Origin of the sequence: Escherichia sp. R1 (assembly GCF_003000935.1) — a bacterium.
GTDB lineage: Bacteria > Pseudomonadota > Gammaproteobacteria > Enterobacterales > Enterobacteriaceae > Escherichia > Escherichia coli.
Genome location: NZ_PSRU01000006.1, coordinates 13,404 through 29,441, shown reverse-complemented (window position 1 = coordinate 29,441; position 16,038 = coordinate 13,404). Strand labels below are relative to the sequence as shown.

At 50.7% G+C, this 16,038-nt stretch carries 17 protein-coding genes; 6 read left to right on the top strand and 11 right to left on the bottom strand.

Annotated features, from left to right (window positions below; all coding sequences use genetic code 11):
* Positions 1–79: 79 nt before the first annotated feature.
* Both mdtJ and mdtI read left to right on the top strand, forming a co-directional pair.
* Positions 80–445: a multidrug/spermidine efflux SMR transporter subunit MdtJ gene (gene mdtJ / locus C4F37_RS08975; RefSeq protein WP_001538781.1), complete on the top strand. Its 366-nt coding sequence runs from the start codon at positions 80–82 to the stop codon at positions 443–445.
* Positions 432–761, top strand: coding sequence for a multidrug/spermidine efflux SMR transporter subunit MdtI (mdtI, locus tag C4F37_RS08970; RefSeq protein WP_000046661.1), 330 nt, complete (start codon positions 432–434; stop codon positions 759–761). The genes mdtJ and mdtI overlap by 14 nt, the downstream gene beginning before the upstream one ends.
* A 38-nt stretch (positions 762–799) precedes the next feature.
* Here mdtI and C4F37_RS08965 read toward each other — a convergent pair whose 3' ends face one another.
* From C4F37_RS08965 to asr, 3 genes are all read right to left on the bottom strand, one after another.
* The gene (locus C4F37_RS08965) at positions 800–1,621 is read right to left on the bottom strand and encodes a trypsin-like serine peptidase (RefSeq protein ID WP_001538780.1); all 822 of its coding nucleotides are present in this window, start codon (positions 1,619–1,621) and stop codon (positions 800–802) included.
* Between the two features lie 99 nt (positions 1,622–1,720).
* Positions 1,721–1,804, bottom strand: coding sequence for a hypothetical protein (locus C4F37_RS08960; RefSeq protein WP_000233090.1), 84 nt, complete (start codon positions 1,802–1,804; stop codon positions 1,721–1,723).
* A 92-nt stretch (positions 1,805–1,896) separates the two neighbouring features.
* Positions 1,897–2,205: an acid resistance repetitive basic protein Asr gene (gene asr / locus C4F37_RS08955; protein ID WP_001362115.1), complete on the bottom strand. Its 309-nt coding sequence runs from the start codon at positions 2,203–2,205 to the stop codon at positions 1,897–1,899.
* 255 nt (positions 2,206–2,460) lie between these two features.
* On the opposite strand from asr, the gene C4F37_RS28380 reads away from it, so the two are divergent.
* Positions 2,461–2,580 (top strand): KPN_01571 family protein, encoded by a 120-nt coding sequence (locus tag C4F37_RS28380; protein WP_001299090.1) that lies wholly within the window; start codon positions 2,461–2,463, stop codon positions 2,578–2,580.
* Positions 2,581–2,629: 49 nt separating this feature from the next.
* Here the strand turns inward: C4F37_RS28380 and C4F37_RS08945 are convergent, their stop codons facing one another.
* Positions 2,630–3,883, bottom strand: a complete 1,254-nt coding sequence (locus C4F37_RS08945; protein ID WP_000091839.1) for an MFS transporter — start codon at positions 3,881–3,883, stop codon at positions 2,630–2,632.
* Positions 3,884–3,989: 106 nt separating this feature from the next.
* Between C4F37_RS08945 and C4F37_RS08940 the strand changes: the two genes are divergently transcribed.
* The 3 genes from C4F37_RS08940 to bioD all read left to right on the top strand — a co-directional run bounded on the left by C4F37_RS08940 (position 3,990) and on the right by bioD (position 7,058).
* The gene (locus C4F37_RS08940) at positions 3,990–4,883 is read left to right on the top strand and encodes a LysR family transcriptional regulator (RefSeq protein ID WP_001538779.1); all 894 of its coding nucleotides are present in this window, start codon (positions 3,990–3,992) and stop codon (positions 4,881–4,883) included.
* 134 nt (positions 4,884–5,017) lie between these two features.
* The gene (gene mlc, locus C4F37_RS08935) at positions 5,018–6,238 is read left to right on the top strand and encodes a sugar metabolism global transcriptional regulator Mlc (protein WP_000225276.1); all 1,221 of its coding nucleotides are present in this window, start codon (positions 5,018–5,020) and stop codon (positions 6,236–6,238) included.
* Positions 6,239–6,362: 124 nt separating this feature from the next.
* Positions 6,363–7,058, top strand: coding sequence for a dethiobiotin synthase (gene bioD / locus C4F37_RS08930; RefSeq protein WP_000919226.1), 696 nt, complete (start codon positions 6,363–6,365; stop codon positions 7,056–7,058).
* On the opposite strand, the gene clcB is transcribed toward bioD, so the two are convergent.
* The 7 genes from clcB to C4F37_RS08895 all read right to left on the bottom strand — a co-directional run bounded on the left by clcB (position 7,011) and on the right by C4F37_RS08895 (position 16,017).
* Entirely contained in the window at positions 7,011–8,303 is a 1,293-nt protein-coding gene (gene clcB / locus C4F37_RS08925) for a voltage-gated ClC-type chloride channel ClcB (protein ID WP_071590022.1), read from the bottom strand. The genes bioD and clcB overlap by 48 nt on opposite strands.
* 158 nt (positions 8,304–8,461) lie before the next feature.
* Positions 8,462–9,076: a Tat proofreading chaperone DmsD gene (dmsD, locus tag C4F37_RS08920; protein WP_000148695.1), complete on the bottom strand. Its 615-nt coding sequence runs from the start codon at positions 9,074–9,076 to the stop codon at positions 8,462–8,464.
* 42 nt (positions 9,077–9,118) lie between these two features.
* Positions 9,119–9,973 carry a selenate reductase membrane anchor subunit YnfH gene (gene ynfH / locus C4F37_RS08915; protein WP_000526500.1) on the bottom strand — a complete coding sequence of 285 codons (855 nt, stop codon included), beginning with the start codon at positions 9,971–9,973 and terminating at the stop codon, positions 9,119–9,121.
* 1 nt (position 9,974) lies between these two features.
* On the bottom strand, positions 9,975–10,592 hold the full coding sequence (gene ynfG / locus C4F37_RS08910) for a DMSO reductase like molybdoenzyme iron-sulfur subunit YnfG (RefSeq protein ID WP_001538777.1): 618 nt from the start codon (positions 10,590–10,592) through the stop codon (positions 9,975–9,977).
* Positions 10,593–10,602: 10 nt separating this feature from the next.
* Positions 10,603–13,026, bottom strand: coding sequence for a selenate/tellurate reductase subunit YnfF (gene ynfF / locus C4F37_RS08905; protein ID WP_074159585.1), 2,424 nt, complete (start codon positions 13,024–13,026; stop codon positions 10,603–10,605).
* Positions 13,027–13,086: 60 nt separating this feature from the next.
* The gene (gene ynfE, locus C4F37_RS08900) at positions 13,087–15,513 is read right to left on the bottom strand and encodes a selenate/tellurate reductase subunit YnfE (RefSeq protein ID WP_001538775.1); all 2,427 of its coding nucleotides are present in this window, start codon (positions 15,511–15,513) and stop codon (positions 13,087–13,089) included.
* 198 nt (positions 15,514–15,711) lie between these two features.
* Positions 15,712–16,017 (bottom strand): DUF1161 domain-containing protein, encoded by a 306-nt coding sequence (locus C4F37_RS08895; RefSeq protein WP_000778146.1) that lies wholly within the window; start codon positions 16,015–16,017, stop codon positions 15,712–15,714.
* Between the last annotated feature and the right edge of the window lie 21 nt (positions 16,018–16,038).

Genomic DNA, 16,038 nt, shown 5'->3' with positions numbered 1-16,038 from the left:
AGCGCGGGGCTTGACCACTTTACTTTGGTTTCGCTGAATTAAGCGAAAATTAAAATAATTCTCTTGCAGGAGAAGGACAATGTATATTTATTGGATTTTATTAGGTCTGGCTATTGCTACAGAAATTACCGGTACGCTGTCCATGAAATGGGCGAGCGTCAGTGAGGGAAATGGCGGCTTTATTTTAATGCTGGTGATGATTTCTCTGTCGTATATATTTCTCTCTTTCGCCGTTAAAAAAATCGCCTTAGGCGTGGCTTATGCGCTGTGGGAAGGTATTGGTATTTTATTTATTACCTTGTTTAGCGTTTTGTTATTCGACGAAAGTTTATCGCTGACGAAAATTGCCGGGTTAACCACCCTGGTGGCCGGGATTGTGTTGATCAAGTCAGGTACCCGTAAAGCGCGTAAACCTGAACTGGAGGTGAACCATGGCGCAGTTTGAATGGGTTCACGCCGCCTGGCTGGCATTGGCAATCGTGCTGGAAATCGTTGCTAACGTCTTTTTGAAATTTTCTGACGGCTTTCGTCGCAAAATATTTGGCTTGCTCTCTCTGGCGGCGGTGCTGGCTGCCTTTAGTGCGCTTTCTCAGGCCGTTAAAGGGATCGACTTGTCTGTCGCTTATGCATTGTGGGGCGGGTTTGGTATTGCCGCCACGTTAGCCGCAGGTTGGATCTTGTTTGGTCAACGGTTAAATCGTAAAGGCTGGATTGGCCTGGTGCTGCTGTTGGCTGGAATGATCATGGTGAAACTTGCCTGATGAACACGCTGCCCGCGCTGTCGGGCAGCGTTTGAACATTATTTTTGCGACAGTTGATCCAGCTTGTCGCGAAAACCGGTAACAGAAATGGCCCGGTTATCGGCGCGCCAGCGATCTTTCGCGGCAGGAGCCGAGCTTTGCACCCCAATTAATTGCCAGCCGTCATCGGTATGCAACATCAGAGGCGAACCGCTGTCACCCGGCAAGGTATCGCACTGATGCGACATCACCGACGTTTGCGCCCAGCCAGCCACTTCACAGTTTTGATGACTGTACAACGTATCGAGATGATCTTCAGGGTAGCCCGCCTGAGTCACTTTACGACCAGCCGCTTTTAATGCGGCGGTAAGCGCGGCTTTATCTCCCTCAAATAACGGCAACGGTGTAATGCCAGAAGGGGGATTACGTAGCACAATCAAACCGAAGTCCCAGGGCGCAGCTGCGGGAGGTACAATCCAGCCATCCCCATCTGCTTTTAACCGCTTTCCCAGTGTCGGATCAACGCGGCCTTCTATGTCGTGGATCTCATAACGCCAAAGACCTTTATTTGACACGAAACGCAGCGCTACCGCTTTATCGGCTTTACCCTTTGGCGGCGTCAATAAACAGTGTCCTGCCGTTAATGCCAGATTGGGTGCAATCAGCGTCGCCGTACATAAATTGCCGCTGGCCGTTTCCAGTTGGCCAACCGCATCCCACGGTGATTGGGTCGTGTCATTCACTGGCACACGATCATCATGACCAAAAAACAGGGTGCTGACCTCATCGTTTGCCGATTTGGCAACGTCTGGTTTATCTGCAAACACAAAAGCAGACGTCAAACTAATTGCACCCAACACTACAGCAATGGTTGTACGCATATCACACTCTGGTGGGTAATTATGATTATTAAAAGCAAACCCTCATAAATACTATAGACGGGACGGGATGAAAGTGGGAGTAAAATCAGATAACTACGATCAGGAAAGATAAAAACGGGCGGCAATCAGTGCGCATAAAATAAGGATGATAAGAATGAACTCAAAGCGATAACGGCCCACCATACTACCCTCCGCTAAAGGCGGTGCTAAACGTTACCCGCTTAGCACCGTAATTTTCAGGCGCGAGGGGGCGCGCCAGCATTACTGTTGAAAACTTACGCTGCGGGTTGTGCAGCAGGTTTTGCCGGTTGCTGATGGCTGTGTTTCTTGGCGTGTTTCTTCGCCGCCTGCGCTTTTTGTTCAGGGGCTTTCTGTTCAGCTTTGGCATTTTTATGATGCTTTTTAGCCGCCTGCGCTTTCTGGGCAGGTGCTGCTTTATGCTGTTTTTTATGATGTGTGGTTTTCGCAGGCGCTGCTTTGGTGGTCGTCGCAGTCGGAGCAGGTGTGGTCGCAGTCTCTGCAGCAAAGGCAGCAGAAGACAGACCCATAGCAGCGGCAACAACCAGAGCTAATACTTTTTTCATTGTCATACCCTCAATTTGTTTTTTCATTTAACCCCACTGCGGGGCCGTTGAAATAACTATATCCCTGGGAATGGCAGACTTCCGTGAGTGGTTGGTTTCAGCGTGTAACGATATGTACAAACGCTGAATAGATTACAGCATTGATAATAACGTATTGTGACTTAAGGAAAATTTAGCTACCAATAATAGTAGTCTTGATCGTGTTAACTATTTTACTACTTACAAAGCGGTAGAATAACTGCGCATCAGTAATAAATGACACACAGCAAAATGAATCCGTTTATTTGGGTACTTATAATCCTGATGACGCTAGATGCGCTGCGGGAATTGGCTGGCGCTTCGTCTATTTTAGGATGGCTATTAACGTTGGTTTGAGCAGGCAATAAGTCCGGACGGGGATTTACCTCAGTCCGGACTTATTTTTTCAGGCGTGCAGACGATGATGCAAACGCGTCCCGACCAGCAGAGCAATGACCAGCATCAGAGCAATAAATGCGCCGACGCCGTTCCAGCCATAGTTATGCCAGAAAACACCACCCAGCGTCCCGGCAATACTCGACCCCAGATAGTAACTGAACAGATACAGCGAGGAGGCCTGGCCTTTAGCGCGTTTTGCGCGGGGGCCGATCCAGCTGCTGGCAACGGAGTGGGCTGCGAAGAATCCGGCTGAGAAGAGTAACATTCCGGCAAAGATCAGCCACAGCGAGCTGAATAAGGTCATCAGTAAACCAAACAGCATAACCCCCGTCGAAAACAACATCACCGGACCGCGTCCATAGCGGGTGGTCATGGTTCCGGCTTTGGGTGAGCTCCATGTACCGGTCAAATAAGCCAGCGATAATAAGCCAACCACGGCCTGACTGACATGCCAGGGGGAAAGCATCAACCTATAGCCGATGTAATTAAACAGCGTGACGAACGACCCCATCAGCAAAAAGCCTTCTGCGAACAATAACGGTAATCCCCGGTCACGCCAGTGCAGACGAAAGTTGATAAATAACGTCTTAGGGCGCAGAGAAGTCGGGCGAAAATGGCGTGATTCAGGGAGGATTTTCCAGAACATCAACGCCGAGGCCAGCGCGAAACAACCGATTGCCGCCAGAGCAATTCGCCAGTTGAAAAAGTCCGTGAAGACACCGCTAATTAAGCGTCCGCTCATGCCGCCAATTGAGTTGCCGCTGATATACAACCCCATTGAAAAGGCCACGAAACTGGGGTGGATTTCCTCGCTAAGATAAGTCATGCCAACGGCTGCCACCCCACTTAACGAAAGCCCAATCAAGGCGCGCATAATCAAAATGCCGTGCCAGCTGGTCATCATTGTCGAAAGTAACGTACAAATGGAGGCCAACAGTAGCGCCGTGACCATCACTGGTTTGCGACCAATGGCATCGGATAGCGGGCCAGTAAACAGCAAACCGATAGCCAACATCGCCGTTGAAATGGACAGTGAAATACTACTGTTCGCGGGTGTTAAGCCAAACTCCTGCGAAAGCACCGGAAGGATAGGTTGCACACAATAGAGAAGTGCGAAGGTTGCCAGTCCGGCAGAGAAAAGCGCCAGGGTGACGCGCATAAATTGCGGAGTACCGCGTTTAATAAATTGATTTGGCTGAGAAATGCTTTGCTTGTCAGTGTCGCTTGCCGGAGCGCCATCAACAGTTGTAGTACGGCTCACTTGAAATCCTTGCTAAATATGCCTGTGGATCAGGCTTATGAATAGATTAGGAAAATCGAATTGTTCTGTCTAATATATTAATAATCTCAAATAAGATGTTTTAAATATGAATATTGAACTTCGTCATCTGCGTTACTTTGTCGCTGTTGCAGAAGAGCTGCATTTCGGGCGTGCCGCTGCCCGCCTGAATATTTCGCAACCACCTCTAAGTCAGCAGATTCAGGCGCTGGAGCAACAAATTGGTGCCCGACTGCTGGCACGGACCAATCGCAGTGTATTGCTGACGGAAGCAGGAAAACAGTTTCTTGTAGATAGTCGGCAAATCCTGTCTATGGTGGATGATGCTGCCGCTCGCGCTGAAAGGCTGCATCAGGGCGAAGCGGGGGAGTTGCGCATTGGTTTTACTTCGTCCGCTCCTTTTATTCGGGCGGTGTCCGATACGTTATCGCTGTTTCGCCGTGATTATCCCGATGTCCATTTACAAACCCGCGAAATGAACACTCGCGAGCAAATCGCTCCGCTCATTGAAGGAACGCTGGATATGGGATTGCTGCGTAACACAGCGTTACCGGAGACGCTTGAACACGCAGTCATCGTCCATGAACCGCTTATGGCGATGATCCCGCACGATCATCCCCTGGCAAATAACCCGAGTGTAACGCTGGCTGAACTGGCGAAAGAACCCTTTGTCTTTTTTGATCCGCACGTCGGAACAGGGCTGTATGACGATATTCTCGGGCTGATGAGACGTTACAATTTGACGCCCGTCATCACTCAGGAGGTGGGTGAGGCAATGACCATCATCGGTCTGGTTTCCGCCGGTCTGGGTGTTTCAATTTTGCCTGCGTCATTTAAACGTGTTCAGCTCAACGAAATGCGCTGGGTGACGATTGCTGAAGAGGATGCGGTTTCTGAAATGTGGTTGGTCTGGCCGAAACATCATGAACAAAGTCCAGCTGCGCGAAACTTTCGTATTCATCTGCTGAATGCTCTCAGGTGAGGGAAATTTCAGCGAAAAAGCCCGAAAAATGTGCTGTTAATCACATGCCTAAGTAAAAATTTGACGACACGTATTGAAGTGCTTCACCATAGCCTACAGATTATTTCGGAGCGCGAAAATATAGGGAGTATGCGGTGGTTGCTGAAAATCAGCCTGGGCACATTGATCAAATAAAGCAGACCAACGCAGGCGCGGTTTATCGCCTGATTGATCAGCTTGGTCCAGTCTCGCGTATCGATCTTTCCCGTCTGGCGCAACTGGCTCCTGCCAGTATCACTAAAATTGTCCGTGAGATGCTCGAAGCACACCTGGTGCAAGAGCTGGAAATCAAAGAAGCGGGGAACCGTGGCCGTCCGGCGGTGGGGCTGGTGGTTGAAACTGAAGCCTGGCACTATCTTTCTCTGCGCATTAGTCGCGGGGAGATTTTCCTTGCTCTGCGCGATCTGAGCAGCAAACTGGTGGTGGAAGAGTCGCAGGAACTGGCGTTAAAAGATGACTCGCCATTGCTGGATCGTATCATTTCCCATATCGATCAGTTTTTTATCCGCCACCAGAAAAAACTTGAGCGTCTGACTTCGATTGCCATAACCTTGCCGGGAATTATTGATACGGAAAATGGCATTGTACATCGCATGCCGTTCTACGAGGATGTAAAAGAGATGCCGCTCGGCGAGGCGCTGGAGCAGCATACCGGCGTACCGGTTTATATCCAGCATGATATCAGCGCATGGACGATGGCAGAGGCCTTGTTTGGTGCCTCACGCGGGGCGCGCGATGTGATTCAGGTGGTTATCGATCACAACGTGGGGGCGGGCGTCATTACCGATGGTCATCTGCTACACGCCGGCAGCAGTAGCCTCGTGGAAATAGGCCACACACAGGTCGACCCGTATGGGAAACGCTGTTATTGCGGGAATCACGGTTGCCTCGAAACCATCGCCAGTGTGGACAGTATTCTTGAGCTGGCACAGCTGCGTCTCAATCAATCCATGAGCTCGATGTTACATGGACAACCGTTAACCGTGGACTCATTGTGTCAGGCGGCATTGCGCGGCGATCTACTGGCAAAAGACATCATTACCGGGGTAGGCGCGCATGTCGGTCGCATTCTTGCCATCATGGTGAATTTATTTAACCCACAAAAAATACTGATTGGCTCACCGTTAAGTAAAGCGGCAGATATCCTCTTCCCAGTCATCTCGGACAGCATCCGTCAGCAGGCCCTTCCTGCGTATAGTCAGCACATTAGCGTTGAGAGTACTCAGTTTTCTAACCAGGGCACGATGGCAGGCGCTGCGCTGGTAAAAGACGCGATGTATAACGGTTCTTTGTTGATTCGTCTGTTGCAGGGTTAACATTTTTTAACTGTTCTACCAAAATTTGCGCTATCTCAATTTGGGCCAGGAAAGCATAACTTAGACTTTCAAGGTTAATTATTTTCCTGGTTTATATTTGTGAAGCATAACGGTGGAGTTAGTGATGCTGAAGCGTTTCTTTATTACCGGTACAGACACTTCTGTAGGGAAAACGGTGGTTTCCCGCGCATTGCTACAAGCGTTAGCCTCCCAGGGAAAAACGGTTGCGGGATATAAACCCGTAGCGAAGGGGAGCAAAGAGACACCCGAAGGGCTGCGTAATAAAGATGCCCTGGTGTTGCAGAGTGTTTCAACCATCGAACTGCCTTATGAAGCAGTTAATCCTATCGCGTTAAGCGAAGAAGAAAGTAGCGTGGCGCACAGTTGCCCAATCAATTACACCCTCATTTCAAACGGCCTGGCAAACCTGACCGATAAAGTCGATCATGTCGTGGTAGAAGGGACTGGCGGCTGGCGCAGTCTGATGAATGATTTGCGTCCGCTCTCTGAATGGGTGGTGCAGGAACAACTGCCGGTGTTGATGGTTGTCGGTATTCAGGAAGGTTGCATTAACCATGCACTGCTAACAGCTCAGGCGATTGCCAACGACGGGCTGCCGCTCATTGGCTGGGTGGCTAACCGAATCAACCCAGGACTGGCGCATTATGCGGAAATCATTGATGTGCTCGGTAAAAAACTTCCGGCACCGCTCATTGGTGAACTGCCTTATCTGCCGCGCGCCGAACAGCGTGAACTGGGGCAATACATCCGCTTAGCTATGCTTCGCAGTGTGCTGGCGGTAGATAGAGTCACGGTGTAACGTCCGCGAAATTACCGACGCAATTACGCAGGCAATCAATAAACCGGGGAGTAGCTGATACTCCCCGGTCATTTCACATATCATCAACGTCGACATAATCGGCGCGTGCGTGGTCGCCGCCAACAGTGTCGCCATCCCTGTCAATCCGAGTAAAAGCGTAATTTCTTCGCCATCAGGTAACCATAATCCCAGGCTACGACCATACAACATGCCAATGGCAAGACCGATAAATAGCGTCGGTGTAAAGACACCACCGGGCGCGCCAGAACCACTACTCGCCAGCACGGCACACAGTTTACAGAGGAAGATCCCGGCAATGATCATTAACAGTGGCGGAGCGGTTAAAAAGGATTGTACGGTGCTATAGCCGTTGCCCCACACTGCAGGTGTGAACAGGGAAAGCAGACCCACGATCAACCCGCCCAGTGCCAGTTGCCAGGGCGGCGCAAGCTTGAGACTCACAAATCCACGATGACAGGCGTTCATTAACGTTAACAACAGTGGTCCGCACAGACCTGCCAGCACACCTGTACTGATAATCAGCGCATAGTCACGAGCCTGAACCGTCACTGAGAGTTGTACGCTGTAGAGTAATGCGTCGCTATGATTAATAAGATTGCTAATCAGCAACGCCACGACGGCGGAAATAATCACCGGGCCGAGAGAGGCCAACATCATAGTGCCAAACAGCACTTCGGCTATAAATAAACTGCCAGCAAGCGGGGCGCGATAGGCCGCAGCCATTCCCGCCGCAGCTCCACAGGCGATCCATAATTTCCACTCCTGGCGTGGCGTAAAACGTTGGGCAAAACACGAGGCTGCAAGGGCAGCTAAAAGAATCATCGCACCTTCGCGACCAATTGCACTGCCGCTGGTTACTACCAGTAGAGAGGCAAGCGATTTAACCAGGCTTGCTGCGTAATCAAACTGACCATCGGTTTGCAACGCTTCCATGTAATCGGTCGGCGCATGAGGGCGTTGCTGGGTAAATTTCTGCCAGCCCATCAGCAACAAACCCGCCGCCAGTCCGCCGAGCGCCGGGGTTAGCAGCCGTCGCCACGGGGAAAGATTTGTCGCTGCATTGACCAGACTGCCGGAGTTATTATTGAGGAACAGCCACTCCAGTAGCAGCATCGCATGACGAAACCCGGCAACGGCAAAGGCCGCAAGAATACCGACGATTGTTGCGATAAGCAGACGGCGGAACATAGTGCGCAGATCCGGATAGATGTGTAGATGATGCATGAGCAGAAATGGGCAATGAAACACGGGCGACTATTTTGCGGCAAAAGAGGCCAGCCGCAAAAGCAGTGCGTGCTTTAAGAGATAAAAAACGTGACACTGTAACCTATTAATTGCCGAATTGCGTGTAATCGTCACCATCCGGCAATAATACGGTGATCCTATCGAAACAGCGGTTTAACCGCGACAGGAATCAACAGTTGTGATTGCCATTGCGCCAGCGTTAAGCGAGCGAGTTCACCCAGTGCACGGTAGAAAGGGTGTTCTGCTTTTTCGATAAAAACGTCAAGAAAACGTGTTGACCACGGAAAAAGGTGCCATGCCAGCAATTCTTCGCATTCTGTCTGGCGACCATTCTCCGCCAACCACGCAGCCATCAGCAGCAGTGAACCAAAATGATCTTCCGGTTCGTTTTGCTTCATTTCGAACTGAATGCCTTTCTCGCGCATCCACTGACGAAGTGCCAATGTTGAATCGCCAAACAGCACAGATTCGCGATCCAGCCAGACCGATCCCCACGGCGGTGACGGCAGTGCCCACGGGCCGACAAACAAACGCTGCCAGGCCTGGGCGTGAGTCTCTTCACTCTGTGTCTGAAAAGCAGTCACCAGCGGCGCTAATGACGCTTCTGGTAGAGGCCACTGAGTTTCCCAGCTGTCATTGGTGAGTACCGCAACCAGAGGTGCGGCTTCCGCACTCTCTGGAGCGTAATAAAACAGCGCGCCCAACACGCGCGCCGCGACAGAAAAATTATCTTGCTGTGAAAAATGGGTCATTCCTAACATCCTGAAATGTGCGGGTTGCCCCGCACCAATTTGTTAACCTGCAATAGCCATTCCTACCGTCATGTGCAGGCCATAAAAGAGCACACGCCCGATCATTTCACCGCCAAGAATGAGGATTAACCCCAGAACAAGTCCGGCAACGTGAGGTTCACGGCGACGAATGAGCGGACAAAGCCAGCATCCTAGACCTGCGCATAACAATACCACACGCCAGACCTGTAAGGAGGCGTAATCTGGTACCAGTGCGCTGGCTTGTTGTACGGATGAGTGAATAGACGCCAGAGACAAACCTTGCAGCACAATCACCCCGGCACAAGCGATCAGCGCCAGAACGCTAATGATGGCAAATGGTGTGGTATTAAATGTAACGCGGGCTGCCCGCAGAATTGCGGCAGCAAGTATTGGACCGCTCAACAATACTGTCAGGAAGAAAGCCAGCGTAGTGTAACCGTTATGCCAGGTTGGCACTGTGTCGATTTGATACACGCAGGTCATCATCCAGACGAAAATGACGCCGAGCGCCATGCTGACAAGTAACCAGAGTTTCCCCAACGCTTGCGGCATTTTACCGATGACTGCCACCAGCCACCATAATCCGCCAACGGCAAAAAATATGGAACCGGCAGCAATCTCGTTACTCAGACCAGAATCTCCGATTCGATTCAGCGAGTTAAACGCCCGCAGTGGCGACCCCAGGTGCATGACAGAGGCAATAAACCCGATGCCCATCAACAGCCAGAGGAAAAACATGCCACGGACAATACGCTGACGGTCTGCGTCATTTTTGGCGGCGAACCAGCCAATTCCGCTAACAATCAGCGCGCCTACTACGCATTGACCCAATACGGTAAAGATAACCAGTGGCCATTCATGCCATCCATTTCCCATTTTACACTTCCTCCGGATTAGCCAGATAACCAGTGGTATCGCCGGTCGGGCGGCTGTTGCCGTTAGGTTTGATAACGATATTGGGTTTTGTGAAATGCGCGCGCGGCAGTGGCGCAACGGCAGCCAGAGTGCCGTGCTTCTGGCGCAGCTCTTCAATTGGACCGAATTCAAGTGCACGCAGCGGGCAGGATTCGACACATATGGGTTGTTTCCCCTCGGCGACGCGCGAATAACAACCATCGCACTTCGTCATGTGCCCTTTTTCAGCATTGTACTGTGGTGCGCCGTACGGACAAGCCATGTGGCAGTAGCGGCAGCCGATACAAACATCTTCATCAACCACCACAAAGCCATCTTCACGCTTATGCATTGCGCCGCTGGGGCAGACTTTTGTACATGCGGGGTCATCGCAATGGTTACAGGAGATGGAGAGATAATAAGCGAACACGTTCTGGTGCCAGACGCCATTATCTTCCTGCCAGTCGCCGCCAGCATATTCATAAATACGGCGGAAACTGACTTCCGGGCCAAGATCTTTAAAATCTTTGCACGCCAGTTCGCAGGTTTTACAGCCAGTACAGCGGCTGGAATCGATAAAAAATCCATATTGTGTGGTCATGGGCTACTCCTTAAACCTTTTCGATCTGGACAAGATTGCTGTGCGACGGGTTTCCCTTTGCCAGCGGTGAAGGGCGGTGAGAGGTCAGAATATTGATACTGCCGCCGTGATCGACCCGGTCACCAAACATATCCGCTTTAAGCCACGCACCTTGCCCGATGGCGGTAACGCCAGGCAGAATACGCGGAGTCACTTTTGCGGCAATCAGCATTTCTCCATTAGTGTTAAATACCCGCACGGTATCGCCATGACGGATACCGCGTGCCTGAGCATCAATAGGGTTGATCCACACCTCTTGTGGGCAGGCCTGCTGTAACACATCAATATTGCCGTAGCTGGAGTGGGTACGCGCTTTGTAGTGGAAGCCCGTTAACTGCAGTGGATAGGTTTTCCGCAGGGGATCGTCCCAGCCATCAAAACCTGGCGTATAAGCTGGAAGGGGATGAATAATTTCATCTTTTTTCAATTCCCAGGTATCCGCAATCGTCGCCAGTCGTTCAGAATAAATTTCGATTTTCCCCGAAGGTGTTTTCAACGGGTTTGTCTGTGGATCTTCACGGAATGCGCGGAAAGCGACGTAGTGTTCTTCCGGGCATTTTTTCTTAAAGATCCCGGTCGTTTTCATCTCCTCGTAGTCGGGCATCTCAGGGTTACGTTCCTTCGTTTTCGCATGGAGATATTTGATCCATTCATGCTGACTGCGACCTTCAGTAAAGGTTTGATAAACGTCTGGTCCTAAGCGTTTGGCGACTTCACTCAGAATCCAGTAGATGGGTTTGCGTTCAAATTTTGCTGAGGTTGCGGGTTGGGCGAAGATCACATAGCCCATATTCCCTGCAGATTCATGAGAGATAAGGTCTTCTTGCTCTGTTGGCATCAGGTCGGGCAACAGGATATCGCAATACTTAGCCGAGGCAGTCATGAAGTGGTCAATGCCAACAATCATCTCGCACTTGCTGTCATCCTGAAGCACCTCATGGGTGTGATTGATGTCGCCATGTTGATTGATCAATGTGTTACTGGCGTAGCACCATAAAAACTTGATGGGGACATCCAGTTTTTCTTTTCCACGAACACCATCACGGGTCGCGGTCATTTCCGTACCGTGGTCGATGGCATCTGTCCATGTAAAGACGGAAATCTGCGTTTTAACAGGATTCTCGAGCATCGGGAACCATTCTACTCCCAGATCCCAGCTACCTTCGCGTACACCTGAGTTGCCGCCGTTTATGCCGACGTTACCGGTGAGAACGGAAAGCATGGCAATAGCGCGGGATGTTTGCTCGCCGTTGGAATGTCGTTGTGGCCCCCAACCCTGACAAATATAAGCCGGTTTTGCTGAACCGATCTCTCGTGCCAACTGGATAATTTTTTCTGCCGGGATGCTGGTGATTTTTGCTGCCCATTCCGGCGTTTTAGCTATGCCGTCAGGCCCTTCGCCCAGAATATAGGCTTTATAATGCGCGTTACGTGGTGCGTTGGCGGGCAGCGTTTTTTCATCGTAACCAACACAATATTTGTCGAGAAATGGCTGATCGACCATGTTTTCAGTAATCAGTACCCAGGCAATCGCACAGGCCAGTGCGCCATCGGTGCCAGGGCGAATGGGCAGCCATTCATCTTCACGCCCGGCAGCAGTGTCGTTATAACGTGGATCGATGACGATCATGCGTGCATTTGAACGTTCGCGGGCTTGCTCGACGTAGTAAGTGACACCACCGCCGCTCATCCGGGTTTCTGCCGGGTTATTTCCGAACATAACGACCAGTTTCGTATTGGCGATATCATCCGGGCTGTTGCCATCATTGGCACCGAACATATAACTCATCGCGGCACTGATCTGTGCGGTACTGTAGCTGCCATAGCGACTGAGAAAACCACCGCAAGAGTTCATCAGACGGTACGGGACGTTCGAGTTGGTGATGTTTCCGCCATCTACGCCTGTTCCGTACAGGACATGTACAGCCTCATTGCCGTAATCTTTCAGGATCCGCCGAAGATTATCACTGATGGTATCCAGGGCTTCATCCCAACTTATCCGTTCAAATTTACCTTCACCGCGCTTGCCGACGCGCTTCATGGGATATTTCAACCTGTCAGGATGATTCATCCGTCGGCGGATAGAGCGCCCGCGTAAACATGCCCGAACCTGATGATTACCGTAAACGTCGTCTCCTGTCGTATCAGACTCCACCCAGTACACGGTGTCATCTTTCACATGCAAACGTAACAGACAGCGGCTCCCGCAGTTAACGGTGCAGGAACTCCAGACCGCTTTCTCTTCTACCGGTGTCTCTGCCGCTCGGACCATTTGGGAAAATGGCAGAGTGAAAGCACTGCTTGCCAGCGCAAGACTGCCAAGTGCGGAGGTTTTCATCAGACTTCTACGGCTGATTTCAGCCTTCATGAGCGCCTCTGTGGTATGGATTTTCATCATTACTCACTTATTGCTTTTCAAACAAAATGTCATGCCAGAATTTATGGTTGTAGAGGGTTATATTTTTTCGATCTCGACCAGATTAGTGTGCTGCGGGTTTCCCTTCGCCAGTGGTGAAGGGCGCAGAGTGGTTAGCGTATTCACACAGCCGCCATGGTCGATTTTATCGCCAGACATATTGGCCTCGTGCCAGGCTCCCTGGCCCATAGCACTAACTCCAGGGAGAATGCGTGGTGTCACTTTGGCTGGTAGCCGAACTTCGCCACGATGGTTATACACCCGCACCATATCGCCGTTGGCAATCCCACGTTTATGTGCGTCTATAGGGTTGATCCACACCTCCTGACGGCAGGCAGCCTTCAGGACATCAATGTTGCCGTAGGTCGAGTGAGTACGGGATTTGTAATGGAAACCAAACAGTTGCAGTGGAAAGGTACTACGTTCAGGGGAGTCCCAGCCTTCAAAGGTTGAGGCATAAACCGGCAGTGGGCTTATCACTTCATCTTTTTCCAGTTCCCAGGTACGGGCAATTTCCGCCAGCTTGCTGGAATAAATTTCAATCTTACCGGAAGGCGTTTTAAGTGGATTTGCCTCGGGGTCGTCACGAAATGCTTTGTAGGCGACAAAATGACCATTGGGATCTTTACGCTTATAGATACCCATTTTTTTCAGTTCGTCGTAAGACGGTAACGCCGGATCTTTGGCAAGCATTTTGGCGTACAGATGTTGTAACCATTGTTCCTGAGTGCGACCTTCAGTGAACTTTTGATAGACGTCAGGTCCAAGACGTTTCGCGACTTCACTCAGGATCCAGTAAATCGGTTTGCGTTCGAATTTTTCGCTGGTGACTGGCTGAAGGAAAATGAGATATCCCATGTTACCGGCGTAATCGTTAGGAATAATATCTTCCTGCTCAACGGTCATCAGGTCTGGCAGCAGAATGTCGGCATATTTTGCCGATGAGGTCATAAAGTTTTCGATGACCACAATCATTTCGCATTTCGATTCGTCCTGCAGAATTTCATGCGTTTTGTTGATGTCAGAATGCTGATTAACCAGGGTATTTCCCGCGTAGTTCCAGATGAACTTAATGGGCACATCCAGTTTATCTTTGCCCCGGACGCCGTCGCGGATTGCCGTCATTTGCGGGCCATGATCGATAGCATCCGTCCAGCTGAAGCAGGAGATTGACGTTTTGACCGGATTATCCAGCACCGGCAGGCGTTCTATGGTAATGGTATAGGTCGATTCACGCGCGCCACTATTTCCGCCGCTGATGCCGACATTGCCCGTCAAAATAGGCAACATAGCAATAGCGCGTGCCGTCAGCTCACCGTTTGCCTGGCGTTGCGGCCCCCAGCCCTGGCAGATATAAGCGGGTTTTGCTGTGCCAATTTCACGCGCCAGCTTGATGATACGGTCCACCGGGATACCGGTAATTTGCGAAGCCCACTGCGGCGTTTTCGCTGTTTTATCATCACCTTCACCAAGAATATAGGCTTTATAGTGACCATTTTTTGGTGCATCTGCGGGTAAGGTTTTTTCGTCATAGCCGACGCAGTATTTATCGAGAAAAGGTTGATCAACGAGATTTTCGTTAATCAATACCCAGGCAATACCCGCAACCAGCGCGGCATCGGTGCCCGGGCGAATAGGAAGCCATTCATCTTCACGACCAGCAGCCGTATCGGTATATCGCGGATCGATAACAATCATTTTTGCGTTCGATTTCTCGCGTGCTTTTTCAAGAAGATAAGTGATGCCACCGCCGCTCATGCGGGTTTCAGCCGGGTTGTTACCAAACATCACGACCAGCTTGCTGTTTTCAATATCCGTGGTGCTGTTGCCATCATTACTGCCGTAGGTGTAGGGCATGGCACAGGAAATTTGCGCAGTGCTGTAGGAGCCATACTGATTTAGTGAACCGCCGTAGCAGTTCATCAGGCGTTTGACCGCCGAGGCTGATGGAGAAGAGCGGGTCATATTGCCGCCAACAATCCCCGAAGAGTACTGAATATATACAGCCTCATTGCCATATTGTTTGACGGTTTTTTTCAGGCTACTGGCGATAGTATCCAGGGCTTCATCCCAGCTAATCCGTTCGAATTTGCCTTCGCCGCGTTTGCCCACGCGTTTCATTGGGTAATTCAGGCGATCGGGATGATTAATACGCCGACGGATGGAGCGACCGCGCAAACAGGCGCGTACCTGATGGTTGCCATACTCGTCGCTGCCGGTGTTGTCAGTTTCCACCCAGGTCACTTCATTATCTTTAACATGCAGACGAAGTGCACAGCGGCTACCACAGTTGACGGAACAGGCACCCCAGACCACTTTTTCGTTGGCCTGTTGTACCGCTGCTTCTGCACTGCGCAGGGTAAACGGCAAAGAAAAACCGCCTGCAGCCAGCGCCAGAGAACCTATCGCGGTAGATTTAACGAGTGTTCTGCGGCTGATGCCCACCATTTGTTCATTTTTGGACATAACTCACTCCCTGTTCTTTATCGTTATATAAATGTTTATATATTGAATATTTAGCGCGCTAACAATAGAGAGAGTCTACCCATTTGGGGTTAATAATTATTAATCCATATCAATAGAAGGGTATGAGTAATAAGGTGGGATTATGTTGTATGTTCAAATCGCCGGATGTGTCGTATCCGGCGTTCAGTCGATAATGTGTTACTGCGGTTCAGCAGGCGCGTTATCCTGGGTAGACTGCGCGGGAGCAGAGACGTTACCGCTGGTGGTACGGGTGTAGAGAATTTTATGCGTATCATTAGCGCAATGCCCGACGACCTGGGAATCAGGCTGATCAACCTGGTCATTGGGTACAATACTTAACGTGAAGCTGCTTTCGGGTACGCCATTATTGATAATGCGCTGTGATATATCGCTCTGTATGCGCTCACAGGATCCCGGCGCGGCGAGTACCGCGGGTGAGGCGAGGGCGAGCAGAAGCGCGGCACAGCAGGTTGAGAGTTTCATCATAAGCTCCTTACGCGAAGA

Bases quoted from the DNA above. Each gene is read 5' to 3' on its own strand.
- ynfH (WP_000526500.1), bottom strand. From the start codon at position 9,973: ATGGGAAATGGATGGCATGAATGGCCACTGGTTATCTTTACCGTATTG.
- asr (WP_001362115.1), bottom strand. From the start codon at position 2,205: ATGAAAAAAGTATTAGCTCTGGTTGTTGCCGCTGCTATGGGTCTGTCT.
- mdtI (WP_000046661.1), top strand. From the start codon at position 432: ATGGCGCAGTTTGAATGGGTTCACGCCGCCTGGCTGGCATTGGCAATC.
- C4F37_RS08965 (WP_001538780.1), bottom strand. From the start codon at position 1,621: ATGCGTACAACCATTGCTGTAGTGTTGGGTGCAATTAGTTTGACGTCT.
- bioD (WP_000919226.1), top strand. From the start codon at position 6,363: ATGCTGAAGCGTTTCTTTATTACCGGTACAGACACTTCTGTAGGGAAA.
- C4F37_RS28380 (WP_001299090.1), top strand. From the start codon at position 2,461: ATGACACACAGCAAAATGAATCCGTTTATTTGGGTACTTATAATCCTG.
- mdtJ (WP_001538781.1), top strand. From the start codon at position 80: ATGTATATTTATTGGATTTTATTAGGTCTGGCTATTGCTACAGAAATT.
- clcB (WP_071590022.1), bottom strand. From the start codon at position 8,303: ATGCATCATCTACACATCTATCCGGATCTGCGCACTATGTTCCGCCGT.
- dmsD (WP_000148695.1), bottom strand. From the start codon at position 9,076: ATGACCCATTTTTCACAGCAAGATAATTTTTCTGTCGCGGCGCGCGTG.
- C4F37_RS08960 (WP_000233090.1), bottom strand. From the start codon at position 1,804: ATGGTGGGCCGTTATCGCTTTGAGTTCATTCTTATCATCCTTATTTTA.
- ynfE (WP_001538775.1), bottom strand. From the start codon at position 15,513: ATGTCCAAAAATGAACAAATGGTGGGCATCAGCCGCAGAACACTCGTT.
- ynfG (WP_001538777.1), bottom strand. From the start codon at position 10,592: ATGACCACACAATATGGATTTTTTATCGATTCCAGCCGCTGTACTGGC.
- C4F37_RS08895 (WP_000778146.1), bottom strand. From the start codon at position 16,017: ATGAAACTCTCAACCTGCTGTGCCGCGCTTCTGCTCGCCCTCGCCTCA.
- ynfF (WP_074159585.1), bottom strand. From the start codon at position 13,026: ATGAAAATCCATACCACAGAGGCGCTCATGAAGGCTGAAATCAGCCGT.
- C4F37_RS08940 (WP_001538779.1), top strand. From the start codon at position 3,990: ATGAATATTGAACTTCGTCATCTGCGTTACTTTGTCGCTGTTGCAGAA.